Source organism: Thermoplasmata archaeon (genome assembly GCA_036395115.1).
GTDB lineage: Archaea > Thermoplasmatota > Thermoplasmata > RBG-16-68-12 > RBG-16-68-12 > RBG-16-68-12.
Window position 1 is genome coordinate 1 of record DASWDU010000001.1, and the last position, 26522, is coordinate 26522.

Here is a 26522-nt window from a genome sequence, read left to right on the forward strand (position 1 = left end):
TGAAATCGGGACAGGATCCCGAAGTCACTGCGACTGTTAATATCCCAAGCTCAATAGCCCCGACATCGGGTGGTCGCGCCCCTCGGATGAAAGGGCCATTTCGACGTCCTTGTAATCCGCGAGGCGTCTGCTTGCAACGAAGCACCGTCTTGCCGGCAGGTTGCCCCCTACAATTCTGGATCGCGCAGCCCGCAAATTTTCGTCCGGTGTCTCCGAGCTGCTGCCTTCGTGAGGGGAACAAGATCTGCAGCGCGAAGCGAAAGAGGTCAACGCCGACCGCGTGGAACTTTGCCGGACAACGCTGACGCCGGCTCGGTTTCCGGGTCATGATCTGCTTGAGCGAATTCGTCTTGCGCCTTCTGCAAGAGCCAATTCTCACGTTTTCCTTGTCCCATTCTCGTTCGTATGATCGTCCATTGCCCTCGGAGTTTTCTGCCATACAGAGCGAGTCGCACCACGCCTTCGCTGAGCGCTGCTGCCGCGTCGTGTTCAGCGAGTCCGACCACCTCAAATTCGCCGTAGTCCCACACAATGACTTCGCCCGCGCCATAATCACCTTCAGGGAGGGTTCCCTCGAACAACAGGTAGTCGAGCGGGTGGTCCTCCACATGAATCGCGAGGCGCTTCGCCTGGGGATCTTTGGATGGCCCCTTCGGCACCGCCCACGAGACGAGAACTGTGCCGATCTCCAGTCGGAAGTCATAGTGAAGACTCCGAGCCCAGTGCTTCTGGACCACGAATCGGCGTCGCGGTGCCCCGGTCCGAGGTGCCGCATCGGGGATGATTGGGGAGGCCATGCCGACGGCCCTGAGGGCTTCAGGTTTCTTCCTTACTAGACCCTTTGTATTGGAGTGCCGCTTCGTCTGAGCGAACGCTCCGAACTGAGTCCGTTGGCCCGTTCCTCAGTGGCATCTCTTCGGGGTCACGCGAGTCATGGTCCGCCGGTCCTCACGGGACACCGCATCCGCGCCACCCATTTAACCCGCCGCCGGGCGATTCGCCGCGGTCCCGTGCATCGTCTTATACCATGCGGACGTTCGCGCACCCAAAGGGTTACGGCGAGAGCATGAGCGACCGGATCACAACGCGGCGGTTCCACGAGTCTCAGGGCGTCGAGGATTGGCGCGTGGTCGGCGAAGGAGCGTGCGCGTCCTTCCGCACCGGGTCGTTCGCGGCCGGCGCGCGGCTCGTGAACGCGATCAGCGATCTGGCCGGCCTCGAGGACCACCATCCGGACGTCGACCTGCGGTACGATGGCGTGATCGTGCGGCTGATCACGGTCGCGGCCGATTACTACGGCCTGAGCGAGCGCGACCTCGAGCTGGCTCGGCAGATCTCGGCGAAAACGCGCGAGCTGGGCGTCCCCGCCGACCCCGCCACCGTGCAGACGGTCCTCGTAACGATCGATGCATTTGACATCCCCAAGGTGAAGCCGTTCTGGCGTGCCGTGCTTGGGTATCACGATCGCGGGGACAGCCCCGAGGACCTCGTCGACCCCCGTGGCCGCGGAGCGTCTATCTGGTTCCAGAAGATCGACGCTCCAGACCCGCAGGTCAACCGAATCCACCTCGACATCTGGGTGCCACCGGACCAGGCCCAGGCGCGAATCGCCGCCGCGATCGCTGAAGGCGGCCGCCTCGTCACCGACAAGCACGCGCCGGCCTGGTGGACGCTGGCCGATCCCGAGGGCAACCTCGCCGACGTGGCGACGACGATGAGCCGCGACTGAGCGTCTGTCCTGCAAGGCTCCGCACACGCGGACTTCGGGGCCGAGGGCCTACCCAGGCACGCTCGCGGTCGGGAGCAGTAGGGCGAGTTTCTGGCGAAATTCGGAACAAAGTCCGAACGCTCGGCCTGCATTGCGACCGGGAGGCAGCTCCCATGAACACGGTGAAGTGGCGCAGGCTTCGCATGGCAGCGGTCGCCGTGGCGGGCTCCATGCTGTTCGCCGCCATCCTTGCGGTCTCCCCGGATGCCTCAGAGGCCGGGAGGAGCGGGAGCGACACCATGCCGCCCGCACGGAGCGACGGGTCGCCGACGGGGACCCTTCCGGCCGGCACGACGTCCACAACCCTTTCCTTGAACACGGACGAGCCGGCGATGTGCCGGTACTCGACGACGGCGGGGGTGGCGTACAGTCGAATGAAGGACACCTTCTCGACCACGGGAGGGATGTCGCACGCAACAGCGGTCGGGGGACTCCAGGACGGGACCATATTCACGTTCTATGTGCGGTGCCGAGACCTCTCCCGCAACGCCAACCCGGACGATTACCCGATCCGGTTCTCTCTACAATCCGGGGACGATTGCGGTACTCCATCCGCGAACGCCTACGGTACGTGGACGGCTGCCGAAGGGGCGTCGAATCCCCCGTCCTCCGGTCCCGAAGGGACCTGGACGTTCGTTCCGAGCCCGAACGTCGAGTCTACGTCGCCGTCGATCTTCGTCGACAACACCCTCCAGGGGATTGAGGCGATCGCGCCGAACGAGGTCTGGACCGTCGGGTACGCGAACAACCCGGACGGACCGCAATATTCCATCCAGACCCTCGCCCTCCACTGGGACGGAAGCGCCTGGAGCATCGTGGCGACGCCGAACGCTCCCATGGACTGGAATCGGCTCTACGCCGTCGCGGCGACGTCCTCGAACGACGTGTGGGCGGTCGGAGCCTCGCAGGACCTCGCCTACGTCCCTCTGCAGACCCTCATCGAGCACTGGGATGGGACAGCGTGGAGCATCGTGCCCTCCCCGAGCCCGGGCGCCGTCGTGAACGAGCTGAGGGCCGTGGCGGCCGTGTCCGCGAACGACGCCTGGGCCGTTGGCTTCTGCGCCGGATGGTACCGGTCGAGCACGCTCATCGTTCACTGGGACGGGGGGAGCTGGAGCCGGGTCCCGAGCCCGAATCCGAATGCGGCATTCGCGAGCAACGAGCTCTACGGGATCGCGGCGTTCTCCGCGGACGACATCTGGGCCGTCGGGGCTTCGGGCAACTCGACGCACCCCTACGCGCCCCTCGCCCTCCACTGGGACGGCGCGGCGTGGAACACACTCTCGACCGAAGGGCTGGGAGGCGGCGGCTACGGATCGTTTTTCCGGAGCGTCTCGGGGACGGCCTCCGGCGACTTGTTGGCGGTCGGCGCGACCGTCTTCGACGCAGGCCTCGAGGGCGGCATCCGGCATGTGGCCTTCGCCGCTCACTGGGACGGGGCCACGTGGACCCACATCACGGACTTCACCTTCCTAGACCCGGGGGGATACTACTCCTCCTCGAACTTTTACGGCGTCTCGGCGGTCGCGAGCGACTTCGGCTGGGTCGTCGGTGAGGCGGCGGGCGACGCGTGGCTGTTCCACTGGGACGGGACGGGCCTGAAGGAAGTCCCCGCACCGGACCTCCCCTGGTATAACACCCTGTACGCCGTGGACGCCCTGGGGACGGAGATCGCTTGGACGGCCGGCCGGTACGCAATCGAGGGAGAGAGCGGGACGAAGACTCTCACCGAAGTGTACACGGTCCGCTAGGGCGAGGATCCGGACAGCGATTGGGGCTCTGCGGTCGACACGGCACACGGGTTGGAATCGAAGCCACGTGCCGCCGACGGAAGGGCGCGAAGATCGGCGATTGCCGCCGAAGTTCCGAACCTGAGGCCGCGTAGGATTGCTCCCGACTGGGAGTGGCCTCATGTGGGGTTACTTCCAGCTGTTCCCATCAGAATGAAACTAACGCTCGTGCTCCGGTTGGGCGGTTGGATCGATTCGGATTTCGGGATTGCTCTGGCTGTAAAACGTTACAAATATGTTGCGTTTGCGCGTTGTGGTGTCGTTGGGCCGTAGCATGTCTGGGAGTGTGGTGATTTCATGACAGACGCCCCCTTGTGGGTGCTGCTTGGACCCTATATGGGGCTGGCAGGGGGCATCCTCTGGCTGGCTTTGTGGTTCTTCGGGAGACACTCGATGGCTGAAAGGGGTTGGAAACACTTCTCTCTAGGTTTGCCACTTCTGGGGATTTTTATGCTAGTTGGCTCAGCTCTTAATCTGCTGCTGGGATGGCCGCCGGCCCTGTCAACGGGAGTTGCACTAGGTTGGATTCTTTTGCTGGCGATTATGGTTGCAGGAATGATGCTCGATCTATGGACAAGGACGCGCCAATCAACCTGATGTCGCTGCCCTCAATGACCTCGGAGCGTGAATAAGTTCTTCCATAACGACTTCCGGTGTTTCGCGGGGCTGGGTGGGTGGATGTACACCCACGTGGGGATGCTCCCGACGGGATTTGAACCCGTGTCAGAAGCTCGAGAGGCTTCTATCCTTGGCCACTAGACTACGGGAGCGCGAGGCCGCGCTAAGGGTGGCGCCGACATAAAGGTTGCGCGGCGTTTGATGCAAACGAAGAGTGCGAAGTTTTTTCCCGCTCCCGACCCCTTGCGGACGACGAGGCGGCGATGTGAAGGCGGCACTCGCGCAGCTCGATCCGGCGGTCGGCGACAAGGCGAAGAACCTCCGGAAGCTCGAGACGACGATCGCGTCGGAGCGGGCGGATCTCCTCCTCGTCGGCGAGATGTATCTGACCGGCTACATGGCCCGCGACTCGTTCGCGCAGCTCGCGGAGCCGATCGACGGCCCGACTGTGAAGGCGATCGCGAAGATCGCCTCGGAGCACGGCACGCACGTCGTCTTCGGCATGCCCGAGCGCGAATCGGACACGCGCAAGCTGTACAACACGTCCGTGCTCGTCGCCCCGGACGGCAAGGTCGCCTCCTATCGGAAGGTGTACCCGGCGAACTTCGGGCCGTTCGAAGAGGGTCTCTACTTCGGCCGGGGAGACGGCCTGACGCTCGTCGACACGAAGCTCGGGCGGATCGGTCTGCTGATCTGCTACGACGCCTTCTTTCCCGAGCTCGCCAAGGCGTACGCCCTCCAGGGCGTTGACGTACTCGCGATCATCAGCGCCTCACCGGCCACGTCGAAGCCGTTCTTCGACCGCATCTTGCCGGCGCGGGCGATCGAAAATGCGGTGTACGTGCTGTACGCGAACCTCGTCGGCGCGGAGCTGAACGTCGTGTTCCAGGGGGGCACCCAGGCGATCGGGCCGCGAGGCGAGGACCTCGGCAAGGCGCCGGACTTCCAGGAGGCGACGGTCGTCGCCGACGTCGACGTCCGCAACGTGACCGCGGCCCGGGGACTCCGGCCAACGCTCCGCGACACCCGCAAGGAGTTCTGGGAACCCGTCGCGCCGACGGTCCCGGTGCGCCGCTCGTGAGCGTGGCGCACCGACCGCCACCTTCATTAGCTGAGAACACCACTATACCTCCATGGAGGAGACACAGTCCTGAAGGCGTTCGCCATCGTTTTTCTCGCGCTGATCATCGCCGCCGTCGGGCTGCGCTCCGCGATCGCCGATCCTACGGACGACCTCGTGACCACACGCATCCACTTCGGCGTGCAGCAGACGGACATCATCCCCGGGGTCGCCGCGATGCGGGCTGCGTGCGACATCGACGCGTCGGGGGAGCCGATCTTCATCTTGGCGAACGAGAGCACCCGTTCGATCTTGGCCGCCGGGCCGGGCCCCTGCACGATCGTCCTCGTGCTCTTCGGCCTCGACATCGGGCTGCCCGTGTTCGATAAGACGCCCCTCGGGACGCACTCCTTCTCGTTGCCGGGCATCTCGACGGTGACGCTCGGGTTCGTGGACCTGAGCGTGGACCTGACCACCTCTCTGGATTCGACGAGCCGCGTGCCGGACGGGATCGCGCAGGTGAGCCCGAGCCAGATCGGGTGGTCGGCGTGGGGCGCGAATCGGATCCTCATCCACGGGGAAGACGGGGTCGGGAGCATCGCGACCTCGGAACTCGAGACGACGTTCGCGTACGCGATGTCGATCGGCTTCTCGATCTACTCGCACGGGATCCCCCTGTACCATCTGGATTTGGTGCGGATCGGATCGTTCACGGGCGGCCCGTCCCTCGTCACACCCCTCTCCGTCGACTTGCGTCCCCACACCCTCACGCTCGTGGGGCCGATGGAGCTGTCGGACGACCGCGCGACGTTCACCTGGACCGGGATCGTCGATTCGGACGTCGATCATCTCGAGCTGTGGCTGACGGACGGGAGGACGAACGTCTCGTACCGGCTGCCGGCCAACGCGACGGACGTCGAGGTGACGTTGTGGCGCTCGACGCATTACGAGGCGCGCATCGTCTCCGTGGACGGCTCGAGCCAGATGTCCCCTTCGGACGCCATCGCATTCGATACGCCGAGTGCGGGAATTCAAATACAGGACGACCTGACGAGCCCCGCCCTCAGCTGGTCGATGATGGCGGTCGCGCTCGTGGCGGGCGGGATCGGCTTCCGGTGGGGAGCCGTACGCGCCCGCAAAGTCCGTTGAATCGCGTGCGTCGGGCCGACCGACGGACGGGTCACCGATTGCCCGTCGGCCGCTCGGCCGCGGAGGATTTGCGGGATCGACGCCCGTCTCTCGATTCCCTCCGCCGCGTTGCGGGCCCGCGTCACCGCGGGTCATGCGGCAGGTGGCCCTCGATCGTGCGCGCGAGCGCCTCCCCCATGCGGCGGTAGCCGTCGACGTCCGGGTGGAGCCCGTCGGGCGATCCACGCAACCGGTGCGGCGCGGCCGGGTCCGCAGCGGCGGCGTGCGTGTCGCAAAACGGGATGTCGAGGACCTTCGCGAACGATTCGATCCAATGGTTCAGGGTGAAGATCGCCGCGGTGACGTCCGGCGATGCGCGGTCGAACGGGAGGACGCTCGCGGCCACCGGCACGATCCCTGCATCGAGCGCTTCGGCGTACATCGCGCCGAACTCCCGCTGGATCGGGTCCGGCTCGTGGCCCGCGAAGAGGTCGTTGACCCCGGCGAGGATGATCGCGTACGCGGGCTTCGCGCGGACGACATCGCGCTCGAAGCGCGCGTGGACCTCCGCGGCGGTCTGCCCGTCGATCCCGCGGTTCAGCACGGTCCACTCGGGATGGAGGCGCATCATCCAGAACGCGTACTGGCTCGCGGGATTCCCGGCGCCGCGGGGCGGCGCCTCGAGCGGCGAACGGAACCCCGGCGTGCCGGCGGTCGTCGAGTCGCCGATGCCGACGATCGTCAGGGGCGGGGAGGGCATGCTCCCCGCCACATCGACACCTGTGGAAAAGGCCTTTGGGAGCCGGTCGAACTATCTCGTCCGGACTCGGAGGAGATGCGCCTGAGCGACGAGGCGGAAGGACGCCTCCACGTTCGAGCCGGTCTTCGCACTCGTGGCGAGCGAGGGCCAGCCGCGCGCCCGGCACACCTCGTCGACATCCGCGGTCGGGATCGCGTCCGGCGCCTCGAGGTCGGATTTGTTCACGAGCAGCACGGCGGGGATCGGGCCCGCGACGCTCTCGACGGCCGCCGCCCAGTCGATGAGGCTCCACAGGCTCTCGGGCCGGGTCCGGTCGCACACGTACAGGACGGCCTGGCTGTTCGAGAAGTACGCGTCCTTCAGGAGTTCGCGGAATCCGAGGGACCCCATGATGTCCCACACGCTCGCGCCGACCTCGATCGAGGCGCCCGGATGGCGCGAATCGTCGACGCGGAAGGTGCGCGAGGAGACTTTCGTGCCCAGGGTCGATACGTATCCGCGGTCGAACGTATCCGAGACGAATCGTCGGACGAGGCTCGACTTCCCGACGCCCGGGTCGCCCGCCAAGGCGATCTTCATCGTGAGCCCCGGGACCGATCGGTCGACGACTGGGCGCTGGCGCGAGGCCATCCGCTCCTCCGTCCCGCGGACGGGACGATAAGCGTTTGCTCCCTGCTATCAGTCCCGCGACTACATCGTCAGGGGAGCTAGGCGAGACAGCCCCGGATGCGCGACGAGGTATCCCGTCTGGAGGTACCAGGCGAGCTGCGGCTCGAGGTCCCCGAACTCGTCCCGCAGGCCGTCCCATTCCCGGAGGACGGGTCCCCACGCCTCCTCGATCGCCCCCAAGAACTCGGACATCCGCCGGTTCAGGTCGTCCGGCGCGGCGCCCTCGTAGACGAGCGCAAAGAACAGGAACGCGCCCTTGTCGATGGCGACCTCGCTCCGGTCCACGGTCATGCGCTTCAGGTCCCCCGGACCGCTCGATCCTCCGAAGGAATCGCGGACGAACCGCGCGACCAGCGTGAACATCCCGGAGGCGGCGAGCTCGTCTTGCACGGCCCCTATCTCACCGCCCGCCCTCGCAACGAGCCGCCCATCCCCGTGGATCAGGTAGAGGTCCGTCGGCCGGAACGGTTTCGTCCGCAACCGCCGAACGAGAAGCCACGCGATTGGTACGGCGACCAGGGCGAACAAGAGCCACGGGTACATCCCGGACAACCACAGAATTTCGGCCGACACGGAATAGCGGAGGGTGAAGGCGACAAGAGTCGGCGTGAGCGCGGTGTCCGGCGTCGTGAGCGTCGCTCGGAGCCGCACGGGCTTCGTGAGCGCTCCAGACAGGTTCGCGCCGATGGCCGCCGCAGTCCACGACGCCCCGCCGTCCTGCGAATACGCGAACGAGACGGACGCGCCCGGCGGCCCGCTCCAGTTGGCCTGGAGGCGACCCCATCCCAGGAGCCCGACGGGGTCGAGGGACGCCGTCAACACCCGTCCCAGGGTCGCGAACTGACCATAGCCGATCGTCAGGTCGTGAAGGGACGGCGAGAGCGTGTTCGAGGTGAAAAGCTGAACGCGGTACTCGATGTACCGCGCGGGCGGCGAGGCGATCGGGCGTCCGGGACCGAGGTAGGCGGCGGACCACGCGCTCCACGATCCGTCGGGCGCCGGGCTCGCGCCCGACCGGGTCCGGACCTCGATTCCCGTGCCGGAAGGCACCGTCGCGGTCCACGTGATCGTCTCCCACGCCCCCCCGCTCCCGGTGTCGAAGACGCGGGACTCCAGGGCGCCGAGGGAGCTCGGCATGGCGTACGTGATCGTGAGGAACGGCCGGGCGGACGCGTTCGCCGCATCGGAGCTCCAGAACATCTTGTGCCCGCGGATGACGCTCGCGCCGTCGTCCGCCTGGCGGACCAGGAGGCCGTAGTTCGGCGCGCGGCCCGTCCACCAGTCGACCGCGGCGCGGGTGACGTCCCAGGTGTACCAGCCGGGCACCGTCCCGACCGCAGGCACGAGGTCCAGATCGGTCGGGTTGAAGTCCCCGCCGGCCGCCGTCCAGTCGAGCACGCCGTCGCGGACGCCCCACGTCGAGCCGTACTCCGTCCAGTTGTTCGTGATCGCGTGCACGCTGACCGACATCGAGTTCGCCCTGTCAGAGGCGTACAGGTAGAGGAAGAGGTCAACCGTGAGGAGGGTCGCGTTCGCGGGGATCGGGAACGTCGGGAATTGGAGGATCGCCCGGCTCCAGTTCGATTTGCTCGTGAACCCGAGTTTCAGGGTGTCGTTCGCGCCGAAGTTCGTGTTGGCGAAGCTGCCCGTCGCGATGTAGGTGTCGACCATCGAGGCAGGACCGGGCTGGAACGCCGTGCTCAGCGGGGGGCCGAGCCGCGACGTGTCCGCGATGAGGACGTCCCCTGGGCTGGCCGTGACATCGACGTTCGACCGCGCCAGCGCGAGCCCGAAATCCGCCGCGGTCGTGTCCGCGAACGTCCGGGAGAGCCAAGCGAGGCTCGCCCCGGAGGCTCCGATCGTCGCGTTCACGAGGCCGTAGTCGGACGGGTTCGAGAACGCCCACTCCGCTTGCTGCTCGCCCGCCGCCGAGGCCGTGACCGCGGGGTCCGCCGAAACTACCGCGGGGGCGACGAGGATCCCGAGGATCAGGGCGACGACCACGACCCGGAAACGGGTCATGGAAGCTTAGGGACCGGCCGCCCACGTAAAGGTTCCCGGGTCGTTATCAGACGCCCGAATTCTCACACCCTTCAAACTGGCCTGGTTAACATGTTAACCGGGGGACCTTGCGGTTCTCAGGCCGGCGGGGGTGGCCGAGGAGGCGGAGGCGCAGGATAGCTCGTCTCGCGGCGGAGGACTGCATCGAACGTTTATCCCGACGCACCGCGTACCCGCGTCGATGGTCCGCGCGGTCAAGCCAAGCCGCAAGCGCGACGGACGTCTCGGCCCGCCCCAGGGCTATCCGAAGGACCTCGAGAAGTACGCGGACCCCGCGAACTGGAAGTACCCCGTGCACACGCCGTTCCACGCGCGCGCCGCGCGGCGGTACTTCAACGAGCCTCGCAACCGTGCGAAGTACACGCCGGAGGAGCAGGCGTACATCGACAAGAAGATCAACGAGGCGCTCGAGCGGTTCGGGGTCGCGGTGAAGATCCGAGGCGGAACGATCGAGGACGAGGCGGGCACGATCCAAGCCGACGTTCCGATGAACAAAGACATCGACAAGATGACGTTCGACGACCTGCTGCTCGTCTTCCTCGGGAAGAACCGCCTCGCTTCCGCGCGGGGGATCGACCCCGGGGCCGCCTCGGTCGACAAGGAGACCGAGACGTTCCTCGCCGGCACGGTGAAGGAGTACTCGGTCCTGATTGACCGGCAACGGCGGCTCGTCGAGCACGATTGTGTGGACTTCAAGACGAATCGCGCGGTGGGCCGGCTCTTCTGCAAGCATCTCGGAGCGTTCCTCATGCAGGCGGACCGGACGCGGGCGACGCGCCTCCTGCGTGAGCTATTGCGGGAGAGGGACCACTGGACATTCGCGTGAGCGCGGCCGGCGCGCTCTGACATCCTCGTCGTCGTTTATCGAGGAGATGATCCCCCGGGGGAATCCATCCGACGCAACGGTACGGCTGCCCTACGAAAATGAGCAGGTTTCTGTCAACGACGACTCTTGCACCCGAACGCCACACATGACGTTTCCGAGCGACCGCATCGCAGGCAGAACCATTCGTCCTTTCCAACGTCCATCATATCTCGCCGGCCGCATTTGCACCAATCGGGACTCGGCGATTGGGGAGTCAACCCTGCGCTCGCATGAGGAAACGAGGTCCCATATTAGTCACAATCACGGATTGACGAATGGCCGCGGTTGGGCCCGGCCGCCTCACAGCCGGCTGAAGTCCGCCTCACGGTCCTTCCTCCTCGCCTCGCGTTCGGCCGCCGTCGAGAGCGGTGCGGCGCACCCGGGACACGCCCCTCCCGAGTCGACACAAGCCTTGCAAAGCCATGCGCCGCACACATGACGCTGGACGCCGGGGGCGCGATGAGGCGAGCAGTTCGGTGGGAGACCGCCACCATCGATTTTCCCGGCGGACCTCGGCGACTCCGGCCTCCTTGAGACCGGGGTCGGCTCCGGGTCTCCTTCGCCCTTTTCTTCCGTGAGCGCCTCGCCCCTCGGCTTCTTGCGCTTCGATTCGGGCGCATGCCTCGTCGAGATCTTGTAGCCACCGCCCTCGAAGATCTTCAGGGAGACCTCGAGCTTCTTCGCCTCGAACGGTCCGAGGTGGAGTTCCTTCGCGAGATCGACGAGGTTCCACTCCTCTTTCGGGAGGTCCATCGCCTGCCGGATCAGGTCGTCGTTGTGCCACTCCGGGGTCGGCTCGAGCGGCGCCTCGCGCACCCAGTCGATGTAGCCCCAGATCGTGCGGGCTTCGTCCAGGTCGACGTGCGGCAGCACGGTCGTCACGTCCGCGAGCCGGATCCGGTCCAGATTCGCCGCGTTCTCCACGTTGCGCAAGACCGCGGCGCCGACGGCCTCGTACTTCCGGAGCGCCTCCGGCTCGATTCGGTCCGGGGCGAGCGGCGCGGGTTCGTTCACGTACCGGATGACCTCATCGAGGAGCTCGAGGGGCACGGAACAATACTTGAAGATCTCGTCACGCGTCGCGGGCCGCTTCAGGTGCGCCTCGAACCGGACGACCGCCTCGGCGAAGCCCTCGACCGTCGCGGCGTGGATGCGCTCCTCGGCGCGCCGCCTCCCGTCCGCCGCCGGCTCGTACGCCGGATCGAGGGCGAGTCCCGCGTCGAAGCACTTGAGCGCGTCGTCGAAGCGGCGAACGTGCAAAAGGGCGAGCCCCTTGCTCGTCCACGTCGCCTTGTCCCGCGCGTCCAGCCGCAGCGCCTCGTCGTACGCGGATGCGGCGGCGTCGTACCGGCCCGCCCGTTCGTCCGCGAGGCCGAGGGTGGTCCACAGGGCCTTGTCGTCCCTCCGCGATTCCGTCGCGCGGGCGAGCGCGTCCGCCGCGTCCGGGTACCGCTCCAACGTCAGGAGGACGAGGCCCCGTCCGCGCCACGCCGCGCCGTGCGACTCGTCCGCGTCGATCGCCGCGTCGAACGCCGCGAGCGCCTCGGTCGGCTTGTCGAGGGCCTGATACGCCTCGCCTCTCCACGTGAGCACGGCCGCGTCCGCCGGATGGGCCCTCAGCACGAAGTCGAGGCAGGGGATCGCCTCGGCGGCCCGGCCCGTCCGCAGGAAGCACACCCCTTTCGTGCGATAGGCGTCGTAGTTGTTCGGATCCTTCCCGAAGACGATCGTCACGAGCGACAGCGCGTCGTCGAAGTGAGACTCCGCGGCGAGGCACATCGCCTTTCCGTTCAGGAACTCGAGGTTCTCGGGATCCAGGAGGAGGCCGTCGTCGAAGGTCCGAAGCGCGTCCACGACCCGGCCGGCGTCGAACAAGAGGCGGCCCCTGGCGGCCAGCGCGGTGCGGTCGCCGGGGTTCAGGGAGAGGGTGCGGTCGTACGCCTCGAGCGCCTCGGCCTTTCGGCCGGCGCGGACGAGCAACGCGCCTTTCGCGTTCCAGGTGCGGCGGTCCATCGGGTCCACGCGGGCGGCGCCGTCCAACTCCTCGAGAGCCGCGTCGAGCTTCCCGAGGCGCTCCAGGGCGACGGCCCGTTCGCGTCTCGCGTCCAGGTCGCGCGGGTCGATCTCGAGCAACCGCTCGCCGGCCTCTGCGGCCGCCTTGAACGAGCCTTGGGACGCCAGGAGGTCCCGCTTGGCCCGCAGCAGGTCCGCCCGGTCCGGCGCGAGGCCGACCGCCTTCCCGATCGCGACGAGCGCGTCCTTTCCCTGGCCGATGGCGCTCGCGTACCGCGCGCGCCGCGCCCACGCCTCGACGTCCTTCGGGTCCGCGACGGTCAGCCGACCGCTCGCGTCGAACGCCTCCTTCGTGCGGCCGAGCCCCTCGAGGGCGGCGCAGAGGCCCGTGAGTGCGGCCTTGTCCTTCGCGTCTGCCGCGACGACCGTCTCGTAGATCGGCACGGCCTCCTCGTACCGGTGCAACTCGAGGAGACACGATCCCTGCTTCAGCAAGGCGGGCGTCATCGCCTTGTCCCGGAGCGCTGCCTGTCCGTACGCGTTCGCGGCCTCGTCGTATCGCTTGAGCCACTGGAGCGCGGTGCCTTTCCCGAGCCACGCCTTCGCGCTGTTCGGTTCGAGGGCGAGGGTGCGGTCGAACACCGCGACGGCCTGCTCGTACCGCGTCGCGCCTTCGAGCGACACCCCGAGCAGGTACCATCCCTTCGGATCCGCGGGCGCGTAGCGGGTCGCGCGGTCCAGGGAGTCGACCGCATCCGCGTAGGCCTTGAGCCAATACTGAATCCGGCCTTTCTCGAGCCACAGGTTCGCGGACGCGGGGTCGGCCTCGATCGCGGCGTCGTACGCCCGGAGGGCATCCTCGTACCGGCTCAGGTGGGAAAGCAACGCGGCCTTCCGCGCCGCGGCCCCGGGGGCGCGCGGATCGAGACGCAACGCCGCCTCGTAAGCGCCGAGCGCCGCCTCGGGTTCCGAGAGCCCTTCGTGGGCCTCGCCCTTCGCGACCCACGTGGATCGGTCGGATGGGTCTTTCGCCAGGATCAGGTCGCACGCGCGGAGGAGCGCCTTCGGGTCCTTCGAGAACCGCAGGGCGTCTCGCTGTCCGCGGATCGCGTCGAGGTCGTCGGGCGCGACGACGTGCAGCTGCTCGAACGTCGCGTACGCCCTGTCCGACTGGCCGAGGGCGAGCTGCGCCCGGCCTTTGTCCCGCAGGGCGCGGAGATGGTGAGGCTGCAGCGCCAGGATCGCGTCGCAGGCGGCCACGAGGTCCGCCCACCGCTCCGACGCGAGGAGCAGCTGGCGCTTCGCCTCGAGCCCGTCGTAGGAGCGGGGCTCGACCGCCAAGAACGCGTCGAAGGCGGCGAGCGCCTCCTCCCGCCGGTTCAGCTGGAGCAACGCGTGCGCCTTCGCAAAGAGCGCGGGGCCATGTCGCGGGTCAAGGGAGACGACCTTGCCGGCCTCCTGCACGACCTCGTCCCACCGGGCCAAGGCGCGCAACGCCTCCAAGCGACCGATGTGGGGCGCGAGGGCCTTCGGGGTGAGGGCGATCGCCCGATCGTACGAGCCGACCGCATCGACGTTTCGCCCGATTTTCCGGAGCAACTCGGCCCGGACGAGCCACGCGACCGCATCCCCGTCCCGGAGCCGAACCGCCTCGTCGTACGAGCGCAATGCCTCCTCGTTCTGGTGCGATGCCGCGAGGACGTCGCCTCGGAGCCGCCACGCGTCCGGGTCGTAGCCGTCGAGCTGGATCACGCGGTCGAGGCAACGCAACGCCCGCTGCGGGTCCTGCGCGCGGACGTACGCGAGGGCCTTGCCCTCGAGGGCTCCCTTGCACGCCGAGTCGACGCGAAGCGCACGGTCGTAGGCGGACTGAGCCTCCTCGATCTCGTCCCTCCGCCGGTGGGCCTCGCCTTTCCTGAGCCAGAGATCGACGTCCTCCGGCACGAGCGCGAGGACGCGCGCGTATCCATCCGTGTCGTCCGGGTCGAGATTCACGACCTGGATGTACGCCCGGATCGCCTCCGGACGCTGGTCCAGGGAGGCGTGGGCGTTCCCTTTCCGAGCCCAGACGCCTTTCGCCGTCGGCTTCGCGCGCAGGGCGGCGTCGTAGTACGGGATCGCATCCGCCGGGCGGCCCGCCGCGACGAGGAGGTCTCCCTGCACGGCGATCGCGCGGACGTTCGCGTGGTCGCACTGGAGCGCCTCCGTCGCTGCCGCCTGGGCGGGCTCGACGTGGCCGACCGCGAGGAGGCCCGCCCCGACCCGTGCGCACGCCTCGGCCCATTCCTCCGGGCGTTCGATCGGCGCGGTCCGCGCCTCCAGTAGGCCGAGCGCCTTGAGATACGCGTTCGCCGCGCGGCCTTCCGCGCCCGCATTGAGCGACGCGCCGCCGGATTCGACGAGCCGGCGGACCTTTTCGAGGGTGCGACCTTCGCGATCCAGGAAGCCTTCGAGGAGAGCCATCCCTGTCATCCCATCCCGCGCACGCGGCCCGCTGGGGGTCGCGTCGGACAACTGGCCGACATGCAGGCTGGATGACTTATAGATATCGCCAACGGGCTCCGCATGTGGACAATCACCTTGGGGCGAATCAGCGAAGCTATGGTGCCGATGCCGCTAAATACCGGGGAGCCGATTCACGACGGACAATCGTCGGACGGATGGGACGAATGACCAAGGGCGATTCAGGGGCCGCGGATCCGGTGCGGCTCCGTAGAGAGACGCGAGAGTGGCTGACGACGCGCACCATCCCGAACGTGCGCGAAGTCGCGAGGGACCTCGGGAACGCGGGCGAGGACGTGCACGACCTCCTCGCCGCGATTGACGAGCTGGAGTCGCTCGTCCGCGGGAAGCCGATCAAGTCGCCCGGGCGTGCGACGGCGAAACGGCATCCGTAAGGCGTGCAGGGACCGAGATTTGGACGTACGTCTTGGCTAGACAGCCTCCGACAGGCGAACGCAAAGTCGACCGAGGACCGAGGAGACTGTAGATCGGCCGAGAGCGGCGTTGGCAGGAAAGGCCTCAAGTATCGAAGGCGAGTGTCCCCGAACCGAGCGTGGGTAGTCTAGCGGTAGGACACCGGCCTTCCAAGCCTGAGACGCGGGTTCGACTCCCGCCCCACGCACTGGACCTGGGCCAGAAAAAGAAGGCGACCGGCGGAGTCGTGGAGGCGACCCTCTCCGCCGATCTGTGGGATGGATGGGTGATCGTTAGCCGTCGTCGTCGGACGCATCGAAGTCGAGCGAGCATCCGTACGAGGCGTAGACGTCTTGCCAGCTGTGGTCTTCTCCCGACTGCATGTCGTTCATCGGGGCCATGATCGCTGCGCTTTGCACGAACGTCCGAAGAGATGGCGAGTATAAAGCAAGGAAGGGAGGGGAGGTCCGCGAAAGTACTCGGCTGGAGGTGTGAAAGTACTGTCAGGCCCGCCGTCCGTATGGGATCATTCGTCCGCACCACAAAGCACATCCCCGCACCTCGGGTTGGTCCCTTCGGTGCCTTTCGATGGATCGCCTCTGGTCGGATCCAAAGGACCGGCTGCTGGTCGTCCTCGCGCTCATCGCGCTCGTCATCTTCCTTGGTTGGTACTCGTTCAGCGTTGCGATTGCGTTGCTCCGCATCCCGCTCACGGGCGATTCCACTCTCTATTTCATCGCATCCGTCTGGATCTCGGGGACGAGCGGCACCGCGCTCCTGCTCCTCCTCGGTGTGGGAATCCAGACGCACCGCCCCGGACCGTAAGGCCTGTTCCTCGGGTTCGTGATCGCGGAGCTCCTCGCGTCGGCGATTGGGATTGGCGCGGGGACCTGGTTCTATTGGTCCTTGCGCAATGGCCCCGGCTCATTGATCGAGATGGCACAATTATTAGCCAGCCTCGAAGGCGTCGCCGCCGGAGCCCACGTCGTCGCCGTGTTTCTCTTGCTCCTCATCGTCCTCGCGGGGCGGACGGCGGCGCCTCCGTTGCCAGTGAGTCTGGCGCCTCCCGCCCCGCCAAGCTCGTGACACGCCTCACCGCGTCGTCGGGCGCTCACGTCTGATTAGCCTAGGGCCCTCGACGGCGGGAGCGCAGGAACAGAATCGCGAAGGCGCCGATGGCTGCGGCGAGCGCGAAGGCGCCGGCGTTGGGAGCCAGGTAGAATAACGCCGCGAGTCCGAAGAACGCGAGACCTTTGAGGAACGCGACGGCCATCACCACGGGCTGCTCGGACATTTTCTTCCGCAAGTCCGCCATCGCCTCCGGACTATCTGCAGGCAAGCTCAGATCCGCCGCTCGGTCGCGGATCGCGTAATAGAACGGGTTCCCAGGCCGTACCGCGAGGATGGGCGCGCGGTAGGTGCTGACGAAGCCCCCTGAGAAATACGCAACAACCATCCACATGAGTCCGGCGACGAAGAACGCGTACGCGAACCCCATCCCTTCCCGGGCCGGGACTAAATCAGGGACGACGGAAAAGAGGGCGCCGATCCCGGTGAAGACGACCAACACGACCAACGAGTTACGGAACAGTCTGTGCAGCCCTCGCGACGCCGCCATCGTAGGCCCGCATCACAGCCGGCATCCACCCAGAAAAAGGATTCGTCGGAAACCCCGACAATCGCTGCCCTGGCGGGCAGCTACCGTGTCGTCAGCCACTCGAAGACGTGGTTCGCGACGAAGCTCCCGGCGACCGCGAGCACGAGGAGCGCGACCCCGCCCTCCCCCGCGATTACGAGGAACCCGACGAGCCCGAAGTCCGCGGCGAGGACCGCCCGGAGATGGGATGGTCGAACCGTCTCGACGAATATGATTAGGACCCCCAAGACCAGCAGAAACACGACGGCGGCATAGAGGGTCGCCACCGCGAGGTCCGGAATGAGGGCCATGAGCACGACGCGATGCCGCGGCGTTCCCTTAAGACTTCGGCGGAAGCCCACCGCCTGCGATCGGCTCTCCGCGCCGGCCTCAACCTAAGCGATCGACCGAACTCGTCGCCTGGTTGCGAGCAGGAGGACGGCAACTCCGAGGACCAAGGCGCCGAGTGCGAGAAAACCGACGATCCAGGAAACGATTGTGATGACCCCGGCGGCGGTGAGGAAGGCGCCGAGGCCGATCAGCACGAGGCTCGGGTCCGAGCGATCCTGCATCTTCCGCCGGACATCCTCAACGACCTCCGGGTTCAACGACGGGAGGCTCGACCGACCCCCACCGAGGAACGGCCGATTCTGAAAGGCGCCGGGTCCCAAATAGGCTGAGACGCTCATCCCGGTCGAATACCCGACCATCATCCAGGCGACCCCGAGCAAGATCGCTCCTCCACCGAGGGCGTCGGTGGAAGCGGAGGACGGCCATCCGCTCAACGAGACGGAAATCTCCGCAATCGGGACCAACAGGAGAAGGCTCGCGAGGTAGGTCGCCAGCGCCATTCGGGCCGAGTTGGGACTCCGCATCGAAGGGCCGACGCCTTCCGGACCATATCAGGGTTTTGCGGAGCCTCCCGCCACAGTGGGCGGACGGCTCGAGTTGAGATTCCTGGTGTCGAGGCCGGATTCGAACCGTCTATCGTCATCCAGTCGAGCGTCGCCGCTTCGGGGTCGGCCTCGGGAGGAACGCCTGCGCGGTCTCGAAGACCGGTGGTCCGGTCGTCAAGGCGGAACCTCGAGGACATGACGCACATGGACGGCCTCTCCCCTTCGTAGGTCGACCATCTCGCGAGCGGTGAGCCGCGCCGTGCCGACCGCGCGGACCGCTCCGGCGTTACGCACGACGACCTCATCGCCCGGCCGAACCTCCTTCGCGGCGTCGACGACCCCGACCGCGAAGACGTTCCCCTTCGGGAGGAAGTCTTCGATCTCGACCCAGTACGCGTCCCGGTTCGACAGGATCGCACCGCCTTCGAGCGTGAGCGACAGCATCCCACGGCCCGTGTGCATCGCGACCTGCCGACCGCCTTGCGCGATTCGGACGTTCGGGAAGCGACCGCGGAACGTCGCTCCGTCGACGAGGGCAACGCCAGGATCGCCGAACTGGAAGCGTGCGATGCGCGCCATCTCTTCTGCGAAGCGGCTTCCTCTCGCCACGCGCTCATGCCCAGCCGTCGCCCCGTTCAGCGCGGCCGTGAGCGAGGCGAGGGATTCGTCCGATGCCGGGCGTTCCTTCGAGGATCGGATTGCATCGGGAAGCGCCTCTTGGACGATCGGCATCTCCGCGCCCAGGTGCGCGACCACCGCATCGTAGTGATTCGCTTCGACGTAGGCCCGGAGGTCTTCGGCCAGGACCGCGGCCTCGTCCCGGCTCCAGTCGCCGGTGACGGGAATGTCGTACGAGCGGGCGGGATAGAAGCGCTCGAGCTCCCGCGGGATTAGGCCGAGCGGCGAGGTGACGATGACCTCGTGCACGACGGAGGGATTCTTCGAAGCCAAGATTGCGTCACGGAACCGGCGGTGGCTCCGACTCAGGGAGTACGGCTTGCGGGCGGAGCACGGCAGCAAGAGGAGGATCCGCGCGGACGGCGGCCTCGCATACCGGTCCCGCACCCGACGCCGGAATCGAACGACCTCGGGCCGCGTGAGCGACTCCCGCGAGTACGCGAGGAGCTCCCCCCCGGCGACGGGCGTGTACGGCTCCACGAGATCGTACCCGCGCAGGTCGAGATGCCGAAGAACGGCGGTGTTCCACGGCGCGTTCGCGAGGCGACGCTCGACGAGCTCCCGGAGGCGCCCGTGGGCGATGTGATTCCGAACGAGGAGCATCTCACGGAACAGCGCGCGTTCGTTGTGCGCCGCGAGGTCCTCCCCCGCTGTACATGCGGGGCAGCCGCACGCCTGTCGGTCCGCTTCCGCCAGGGGGAGCGCGCCGTCAGCGGTGTGAAAGAAACCCCGCGCGCTGTCAAGCCCCATCCGGCTCGAATCGACGACATCGATTCCAGCGTAGACGAGGACCGCGAGGTTCGACGGCGTCGCAAGGCCCGCGACCGCGAGGACCTTCCCAGGGCCGAGCTCCTCCCGCACGCGCCGCACCGCCTCGACGAAGTCGCGCGGCGACCGCTCGAACTCGGGCCCGTTCGCGAGGAACACGCCGTCTGCGGCTTTCGCGGCCTCGAGGTCGGACCCGCCGGCGACGATCGCGAGGTCACCGGTGGGAGCGGCCGGGGGCATGTCGAGGTCCGGCAGCGAGGCCGGCACGCCTCGCGTGGGCGGGAGATCGTCCGGATGGTCGGCGGGACGGGGGGCGAAGACGCTTCCGCTGACCCGGATCTGCGGCCGCGAGTCCGCCGTGCGTTCCCGCACGAACAGGACCTCGGCGTACTCGGGCGCCCTTCGGGCGGGGAGGTCCACGAAGAGGACCGTCGGGAGGGGCGTCGACCGGCCGCCTCGCAACCATGTTGCGTTTCGCCCGAGGCCGCCTCGGTGGAGGATTTCCAGCATCGATCCCAGTGGATGTGAGCGGCCCGGCATAAAACCGCGGCCCACTCGGGGCGGTCGGAAGGCGCAGACGAATTTCGGTTCCGGTGGGCCCAGGCGCGTGAGCTCACTCGAGGGCCGACGTGTTGCGCTCGATCAACGCGAGTTCCTTCGCCTCGAACGCGCGGTCGTCGACGCTCAGGATGAGCGCCGCCCGGTGCAGTGCAATCTGTTCGTTGACGTACTCGAGGAAGTGCAAGATCCGCGCGAAATCGTTGTTGATCATGAGATACTCGATCCCGTCCAGGAGGACGACCGCCCTCGGACCGTCGTTCACGAAGCTCCCGACGAGGTTGCTGAGGCTGTTCAGGTTGTGCGGGTCGATGTAGTCCTTGCCGAGGGTCGTCGACAGCCAGACCACGCGGATCTCGCGCTCTCCGCGCCGGCGGACGACGTGGTTCGGATGCTGCCGCGTGATGTACATCGGACGCCACCCGGCGTCGATCGCCCGGTGGAAGTAGGCGAGGCCTTTCTCCGGCTTGCGCTCCTTGACGAGGTAGGCGCGCCCTTCCTCGAGGTCCTTCTTCTTGCCGAAGAGCAGGTCTCTGAGAAGTTCGTCCTCCTCGAACGCGAGCAGGAGCGGCCACAGAAGCCGCTGCATTTTCGGAACCGGCTTGCCATCCGGAGGTCCGTCTTTATACGTATGGTATCGCGTATCGGGGGTGAGATTCAATCCGCACCAAGGATCATCGCGCATGAGGAGTGCGCCGCATGCTCTCCTAGTGCCACGTCATTGGGCCGACGAGCGGCAACTCGCGCCCGCAGTTCATGCAGAACCGATGGTCCAGAGGATTCATGGCGCCGCAATAGACACACGTCGGGATCGCGGGGGCCTGCGGCCGCGGCGGTGCTGGCCCGGATGACTGCCGGATCAACAGCGCCGTAATCGCTACCATGGCGAGGATCACGGGCACGAGGATGAGCAATACGAGCGAGAGACCTCCGGAGAAAATGAGCGAGAGTTCGGACGGCGGTGGACTCGGCTCGCGGTACGTCAGGGTGATCCGATCGAGCCGTGGCGTTATCGACGCGTTCAACGTCACGGGCGCGGCGACGACCTGCGCGAACCGCGCGCGCGGGAGGTGCAGCCCCGCGGGACCCGGGAAGAGGACGGGCGGGGATGGACTGGACCAGGAGAAATCGGGCATGGAGGTGTTGCCGACCCACACGCTCACCCCGATTCCGGTTTCGGCTGAAACGGTCCCAGACCAGTCGACGGTATCCCACGACGTCGTCGCCGTGCCGGAATCGACGACGGCGGACGCGAAGACGCCCGTGGCCGCGTACGTAATCGCGCCGCCGGGCCTGAAGGTCGCGACCCCGATCCGCCAGCTCCAGCCCCCGCTGGTACCGCCAAAGTACATCCGCGTCTCGCTCCCGACCGTGACGGTCTTCGCGACGGCGACCCCGGCGCCGTCCCATGCTCCCGAGGCGCCGACCCGCAAGACCGGGTTCGCCGCGTCTCTCGTCCAGGTCCGACCGTCGGTCGACGTGGCATGGCCAATCTGCGGGAGCGGGAAACCGCCCGTGTAGTACAGCTCGTAGCCGGAGGATCCGACGACGATGCCGGTGGGATGAACGCGCGACTCCTCCCACGAGACGTCGGGGGACATCAGCGGATTCGCGGGGTCTTCCGTCCAGTTGATTCCGTCCGGAGAAGTGGCGCGCCCCATCCGGTACGTGTAGTCCCCGGAGTGGCCCGAGAAGTACATGGTGTACGTGGAGCCTTCTCGGACTACGACGGGCGTGCTCGTGGTGGCGCTATCCCACGGCGCAAGGCCGCTGAGCACCGGCGCACTCCCGTACCGCGTCCAACTGATCCCGTCCGGCGAGGTCGCGTACCCGATCTGGATCGCGACCGGCCCGTCCCCCGCATACCACATCTTGTAGAGGGCCCCGTCGTGAATCACGACCGGGTTGCCGAGGTTTTGGTCCCACCCGAAGGGGTTGCCCGTATACACGGGGTTCGATGGGTAGCGGGTCCACGCGACGCCGTCTGAGCTGGTTGCGTATCCGATGGCGCACTGGACCCCGACGCACCCCTGATACCACATCTTGTAAAGGCCGCCTTCGTAGAGGACCGTCGGGGAATCGACCCAGTCCGCCTCCCATCCCGTCCCGGGGCCGAACACGGGATTCGCCGGGGACCGGGCCCAGTCGGTCACGGTCCGCGCGAGGAGCAGATCGCCGGGCGACGTCGACGCGTCGAGGTCCGTCAGTCGGCCGGACAGGAAGTCGGATTGACTCGTCCACGTGAAAGAGGCAGCCGCCGATGCGATGAGCGCGAACGCGGAGAGGATCCCAAACGTCAGTGCGAGCGAGGCGACGGCCACGCGGGCGGACGAGGCGCGGAGCGTCAAGCGGTCCTCCTCGATACGAGGGCCGGATGAGAGGAAGAACCTTCCGGCCCGGCGCCGGGCCCTCCCCGGGCGGTTGCCCACCGTTCCACCGACGGCCCAGAAGCTTTATCGGCCGAGGGCTTTTCGTCCGCCATCAATGGCGCCTTCTCGCGTGGGGATCATCGGTGGGTCGGCGTTGGGGGATGCGTTCGCGCTCGAGGAGGAGCAGGCGAAGTTCCTCGTCACGCCGCACGGCGCGCCCAGCGATCCGCCGCGCATCGGCAAGCACGGTGCGCTGACCGTCGCGTTCCTGCCTCGCCACGGCCATGATCATCGAATCCCGCCGCACAAGCTGAACCACCGCGCGAACCTCTGGGCGTTCAAGGAACTCGGCGTCACGCGGATCCTCGCGACCTCCTCGACCGGCTCCCTGAAGGAGACGATCCGCCCGGGGACGTTCGTCGTGCCCGACGACTTCGTCTCCTATTGGGACATCCCGACGTATTACGACGAGCGGGTCGTGCACGCGATGCCGTCCCTCGACGAGGGCCTGCGGAATGCGCTCGTGGCGGGCGCGAGGGACGCCAAGGCGACGGTCCGTGCGCGGGGCGTGTACGTGCAGACGACGGGGCCGCGCCTCGAGACGCGCGCCGAGATCGCCCACTTCAAGTCCATCGGCGATGTCGTCGGGATGACGATCGCCTCCGAGGCCACGCTCGCGAGCGAACTCGGGATTCCCTACGCCGCCCTGTGCACGGTCGACAACTTCGCCAACGGGATCGTGGACGAGCCGCTGACGTTCGAGCGGATCCGGGAGACGCAGCGGGCGAACGCGGACCTGACGAAGTCGATCGTCGTCAACGCCCTGGGGCACCTCGGATGAGCCTTCTGATCAAGGACGTCCAGCTCGAGGGCGAGGTCACCCAGATCTACATCGAGGGCAACCGAATCGCCGAGATCGGAAAGAAGCGCGAGGCGGACACGGTCCTGGACGGGAAGGGACGGATCGCCCTCCCCGGCCTCGTGAACCTGCACACGCACGCCGCCATGACGCTGTTCCGCGGCTTCGGGGACGACATGGACCTCGGGACGTGGCTCGAGACGAAGATCTGGCCCGCGGAGGCGCACCTCACGCCCGACGACGTCTACTGGGGCACGAAACTCGCCTGCCTCGAGATGATCAAGACCGGCACGACGACGTTCAACGACATGTACTTCCACGTCGACCAGGCGGGGAAGGCGGTGAAGGAGATGGGTCTCCGCGCGTTCCTCGCGGAAGGAATCGTGGACCTCAACGACCCGGAGCGGGCGGCGAAGCAGATCCGGGCCGCCGACGAGGCGAACCGCAAGATCGAGTCCCTTCGGACCGACCGCATCAGTGGGGTCCTCGGACCCCACGCCATCTACACGGTCTCGAAAGATTCGCTCCTTGGCATTCGAGAGCTCGCGGACAAGACCGGCTCCCTGATCCACCTCCACCTGTCGGAGACGAAGCGCGAGGTCGACGACTGCCTGGCGGAGACCGGGATGCGACCCGCCAAGTACCTCGACTCGATCGGCTTCCTCGCGAAGGACGTCATCGCGGCCCACGGATGCTGGCTCGACGCGGGCGAGATCGAGATCCTCGCGCACACCGGCACCAGGGTCGCCCACTGCCCCGTGTCGAACATGAAGCTCGCGACCGGCCAGGCGATGCCCTACGTCGCGATGAAAGAGACGGGCGTCGTCATGGGCCTCGGCACGGACGGCGCAGCGAGCAACAACAACCTGGACATGTTCGAGACGATGAAAGTCGCCGCGCTCCTGCAGAAGCACGCCCACGGAGACCCGAAGGTCTTGCCTGCGCTCGAGGCGTTCGAACTCGCGACACTCAGCGGCGCGCGGGCGCTCGGGATCGACGCCGGGATCATCGGCGTGGGACGGCTCGCGGACCTCATCCTCGTCGACCCGAGGCGGGCCGAGGTAACCCCCCGACACGACGACTTCAGCAACTGGGTCTATTCGGCCCATGGGAACATCGTCGACACGACGATCTGCGACGGACAGGTGCTGATGCGCGGTCGCCGGGTCAAGGGCGAGGCGGAGATCCTCGAGAAGGCGGCGGCGGTCGCGCGAGACCTCGTGTCGAGGCCGTGACGATGGCCCTGGAGCGACTGCGGGCAAGCCTCGCTGAATGCCCCGTCGTGAAGTTCGGCGAGTACGAGTATTTCGTCCATCCGATCACGGACGGCATCCCCCTGGGACGGCCGGAGGTCCTCGACGAGGTCCTGGCGGAGCTCGCGCGAATCGGAGATTGGTCGCGCTGCGACAAGATCGTCACGGCGGAGTCGATGGGCTTCCCCCTCGCGGCCGGCCTGTCCATGCGGGTCCGGAAGCCGTACGTGTTCATCCGCAAGCGGCGGTACGGACTGCCCGGGGAGGTCTCCCTCAAGCAGACGACCGGTTACTCGAGGACGGACATGTTCATCAACAACATCCGCAAGGCGGATCGCGTCGTCTTCGTCGACGACGTCGTCTCGACCGGCGGCACACTGCTCTCGATCGTGAAAGCCATCCGGACGATCGGCGCGGAAGTCGTCGACATCCTGATTGTGTTCGAGAAGACCCGCGAGAAGGGCCGCATGGAGGAAGAAATCGGCGTGCGGATCAAGACGCTCCTCCCGGTCGAGGTCGTCCAAGGGAAGCTCGTCGAGCGCGCCTAGGGCGGATCGGAGGATGGCGCCTCCGCGGACTTCGCCCGCTGGCGCTCCCGGTCGACGGCGGCCAGGGCCCGCTTGAACACCGGGGCGGGCACGACGGACACGAGGACCATGACGACCACGATCACCGAGAAGAGGGCTTGGCTGATCACGGAGGCCGTCAACGCGGCGAGCGCGACGATCAGGCCGACCTCCCCGCGAGGCGTCATCCCCCACCCGACCGCGAGGGACTCGGGCCGTGACATCTTCGAGAGCCGCGCCGCGAACCCGCATCCGACCACTTTCGTCAGGATCGCCACGACCGCGAGGACCAAGCCAAACAGGAAGAGCGAGGGGTCGCGGACCGCGGCGGGCAGGTCCACCTGGAGGCCGAGGGAGATGAAGAAAATCGGGGTGAAGATGGCGCCGAGGTATCCTGCGCCTTCCGTGAAGTCCTCTCGTAGCGGCGTGTTCGCAAACATGGCCCCCGCCAAGAACGCGCCCACGACGGCGGAAAGACCGATCAGCTCCGCGACGAACGCGTAGAGGAACGTCACCGCGACCGCGGCGATGAAACCGCCGTGCCTGAGGCCGAGTTTCGTCGCCTCCGCCTGGACCCGGACGACGATCCGCGAGAAGAGGTAGAGCCCCACGGCCAACCCGACCCCGAGGAAGAGGACGGCCGTGCCGACCAGGACCCCGATCGACAGCGGATCCACCTGCCCGCGGCTGGCGCCAACCACGAGTGAGAGGACCGCGAGGCCCAGGATGTCGTCGACGACGGCCGCGCCGAGGATCGTCTTGGCCACGGGCTCCCTCATCAGACCGAGGTCCAAGAGGACGGCGGCCGCGATTGCGACGCTGGTGGCCGTCAGCGTGGCGCCCACGAAGATCGCCATCAGGAACTGCGACGCGTTCGTCCCGACCTCGGATGTCGGGACCATGAAGTACGCGGTCAGGGCCCCGAAGACGAACGGGAGCACGACGCCACCCGCCGCCACGATCGAGTTCCTCTTCGTGTAGATCGCGCGGAAGTCGCTCTCGAGCCCGATCAAAAACAGGAGGAAGATCGCACCGAGGGCCGCGAACGTCACGACGAGGGTCTGGTCGAACACGAACCGGTACGGACCGAGTGCCGCGTTCCCCACGACGGTCGGCCCCAAGAGAATTCCGACGGCAATCTCGCCCACCATCGTCGGCTGGTGAAGTCGTTTGATCGCGAAGTGGCCCAGGGTCGCAACGACCAGGAGGATCGTCAACTGCTCATAGATGGCCTCGGTCCCCGCCATCGCGAACCGAAACGCGCGGACCGTATTAAATCGCTAAGCCGGGG

General features: G+C 67.2%; 23 protein-coding genes and 2 tRNA genes. 12 read left to right on the top strand and 13 right to left on the bottom strand.

The annotated features are described in order from the left end of the window. Positions 1-266: 266 nt before the first annotated feature. A complete protein-coding gene (locus VF992_00005; GenBank protein HEX9339550.1) occupies positions 267-797 on the bottom strand; it encodes a DNA polymerase ligase N-terminal domain-containing protein in 531 nt (176 codons plus the stop codon). 269 nt (positions 798-1066) lie between these two features. Here VF992_00005 and VF992_00010 point away from each other — a divergent pair, with 269 nt between their 5' ends. Together VF992_00010 and VF992_00015 are read left to right on the top strand one after the other, a co-directional pair. Continuing rightward, positions 1067-1729 (top strand): VOC family protein, encoded by a 663-nt coding sequence (locus VF992_00010; GenBank protein ID HEX9339551.1) that lies wholly within the window; start codon positions 1067-1069, stop codon positions 1727-1729. 152 nt (positions 1730-1881) lie between these two features. Next, positions 1882-3519, top strand: coding sequence for a hypothetical protein (locus VF992_00015; protein ID HEX9339552.1), 1638 nt, complete (start codon positions 1882-1884; stop codon positions 3517-3519). A 736-nt stretch (positions 3520-4255) separates the two neighbouring features. On the opposite strand, the gene VF992_00020 is transcribed toward VF992_00015, so the two are convergent. Continuing rightward, a tRNA-Glu gene (locus VF992_00020) sits at positions 4256-4328 on the bottom strand. 113 nt (positions 4329-4441) lie between these two features. Between VF992_00020 and VF992_00025 the strand changes: the two genes are divergently transcribed. Both VF992_00025 and VF992_00030 read left to right on the top strand, forming a co-directional pair. Beyond that, positions 4442-5257: a carbon-nitrogen hydrolase family protein gene (locus tag VF992_00025; protein HEX9339553.1), complete on the top strand. Its 816-nt coding sequence runs from the start codon at positions 4442-4444 to the stop codon at positions 5255-5257. A gap of 156 nt (positions 5258-5413) precedes the next feature. Next, on the top strand, positions 5414-6385 hold the full coding sequence (locus VF992_00030) for a hypothetical protein (protein ID HEX9339554.1): 972 nt from the start codon (positions 5414-5416) through the stop codon (positions 6383-6385). A 121-nt stretch (positions 6386-6506) separates the two neighbouring features. Here VF992_00030 and VF992_00035 read toward each other — a convergent pair whose 3' ends face one another. Genes VF992_00035 through VF992_00045 form a run of 3 tightly spaced genes read right to left on the bottom strand, consistent with a single transcriptional unit; the run spans position 6507 to position 9815 of the window. Next, positions 6507-7124, bottom strand: a complete 618-nt coding sequence (locus tag VF992_00035) for a GDSL-type esterase/lipase family protein (protein HEX9339555.1) — start codon at positions 7122-7124, stop codon at positions 6507-6509. A 51-nt stretch (positions 7125-7175) separates the two neighbouring features. Further along, a complete protein-coding gene (locus VF992_00040; protein ID HEX9339556.1) occupies positions 7176-7754 on the bottom strand; it encodes a Rab family GTPase in 579 nt (192 codons plus the stop codon). A gap of 60 nt (positions 7755-7814) precedes the next feature. Beyond that, a complete protein-coding gene (locus VF992_00045) occupies positions 7815-9815 on the bottom strand; it encodes a DNRLRE domain-containing protein (GenBank protein HEX9339557.1) in 2001 nt (666 codons plus the stop codon). 220 nt (positions 9816-10035) lie between these two features. Here VF992_00045 and VF992_00050 point away from each other — a divergent pair, with 220 nt between their 5' ends. Continuing rightward, complete coding sequence (locus VF992_00050; protein HEX9339558.1) at positions 10036-10680, top strand: DUF6582 domain-containing protein; 645 nt, start codon at positions 10036-10038, stop codon at positions 10678-10680. A gap of 339 nt (positions 10681-11019) precedes the next feature. Here VF992_00050 and VF992_00055 read toward each other — a convergent pair whose 3' ends face one another. Next, complete coding sequence (locus VF992_00055; protein HEX9339559.1) at positions 11020-15246, bottom strand: tetratricopeptide repeat protein; 4227 nt, start codon at positions 15244-15246, stop codon at positions 11020-11022. Positions 15247-15434: 188 nt separating this feature from the next. On the opposite strand from VF992_00055, the gene VF992_00060 reads away from it, so the two are divergent. From VF992_00060 to VF992_00075, 4 genes are all read left to right on the top strand, one after another. Then, positions 15435-15629 carry a hypothetical protein gene (locus VF992_00060; GenBank protein HEX9339560.1) on the top strand — a complete coding sequence of 65 codons (195 nt, stop codon included), beginning with the start codon at positions 15435-15437 and terminating at the stop codon, positions 15627-15629. A 156-nt stretch (positions 15630-15785) separates the two neighbouring features. Next, positions 15786-15856: transfer RNA gene (locus VF992_00065), tRNA-Gly, on the top strand. Between the two features lie 380 nt (positions 15857-16236). Next, a complete protein-coding gene (locus VF992_00070; GenBank protein HEX9339561.1) occupies positions 16237-16473 on the top strand; it encodes a hypothetical protein in 237 nt (78 codons plus the stop codon). Between the two features lie 18 nt (positions 16474-16491). Next, the gene (locus tag VF992_00075) at positions 16492-16734 is read left to right on the top strand and encodes a hypothetical protein (protein ID HEX9339562.1); all 243 of its coding nucleotides are present in this window, start codon (positions 16492-16494) and stop codon (positions 16732-16734) included. A gap of 40 nt (positions 16735-16774) precedes the next feature. Here the strand turns inward: VF992_00075 and VF992_00080 are convergent, their stop codons facing one another. The 6 genes from VF992_00080 to VF992_00105 form a co-directional block, all read right to left on the bottom strand. Then, positions 16775-17266, bottom strand: a complete 492-nt coding sequence (locus VF992_00080; protein HEX9339563.1) for a hypothetical protein — start codon at positions 17264-17266, stop codon at positions 16775-16777. Between the two features lie 80 nt (positions 17267-17346). Next, positions 17347-17595 carry a hypothetical protein gene (locus VF992_00085; GenBank protein HEX9339564.1) on the bottom strand — a complete coding sequence of 83 codons (249 nt, stop codon included), beginning with the start codon at positions 17593-17595 and terminating at the stop codon, positions 17347-17349. Positions 17596-17679: 84 nt separating this feature from the next. Next, entirely contained in the window at positions 17680-18159 is a 480-nt protein-coding gene (locus VF992_00090; GenBank protein HEX9339565.1) for a hypothetical protein, read from the bottom strand. Positions 18160-18354: 195 nt separating this feature from the next. Continuing rightward, positions 18355-20136, bottom strand: a complete 1782-nt coding sequence (arcS, locus tag VF992_00095; protein ID HEX9339566.1) for an archaeosine synthase subunit alpha — start codon at positions 20134-20136, stop codon at positions 18355-18357. Positions 20137-20239: 103 nt separating this feature from the next. Further along, positions 20240-20773 (bottom strand): DUF835 domain-containing protein, encoded by a 534-nt coding sequence (locus VF992_00100; protein HEX9339567.1) that lies wholly within the window; start codon positions 20771-20773, stop codon positions 20240-20242. A 118-nt stretch (positions 20774-20891) separates the two neighbouring features. Next, positions 20892-22532, bottom strand: coding sequence for a zinc-ribbon domain-containing protein (locus VF992_00105; protein HEX9339568.1), 1641 nt, complete (start codon positions 22530-22532; stop codon positions 20892-20894). Positions 22533-22668: 136 nt separating this feature from the next. On the opposite strand from VF992_00105, the gene VF992_00110 reads away from it, so the two are divergent. Genes VF992_00110 through hpt form a run of 3 tightly spaced genes read left to right on the top strand, consistent with a single transcriptional unit; the run spans position 22669 to position 25213 of the window. Next, positions 22669-23394: an MTAP family purine nucleoside phosphorylase gene (locus VF992_00110; protein HEX9339569.1), complete on the top strand. Its 726-nt coding sequence runs from the start codon at positions 22669-22671 to the stop codon at positions 23392-23394. Continuing rightward, positions 23391-24647 (top strand): amidohydrolase, encoded by a 1257-nt coding sequence (locus VF992_00115; GenBank protein ID HEX9339570.1) that lies wholly within the window; start codon positions 23391-23393, stop codon positions 24645-24647. The genes VF992_00110 and VF992_00115 overlap by 4 nt, the downstream gene beginning before the upstream one ends. Before the next feature lie 2 nt (positions 24648-24649). Next, positions 24650-25213: a hypoxanthine/guanine phosphoribosyltransferase gene (gene hpt / locus VF992_00120; protein HEX9339571.1), complete on the top strand. Its 564-nt coding sequence runs from the start codon at positions 24650-24652 to the stop codon at positions 25211-25213. Here the strand turns inward: hpt and VF992_00125 are convergent. Then, a complete protein-coding gene (locus VF992_00125; protein HEX9339572.1) occupies positions 25210-26478 on the bottom strand; it encodes a cation:proton antiporter in 1269 nt (422 codons plus the stop codon). The genes hpt and VF992_00125 overlap by 4 nt on opposite strands. Positions 26479-26522 lie beyond the last annotated feature (44 nt).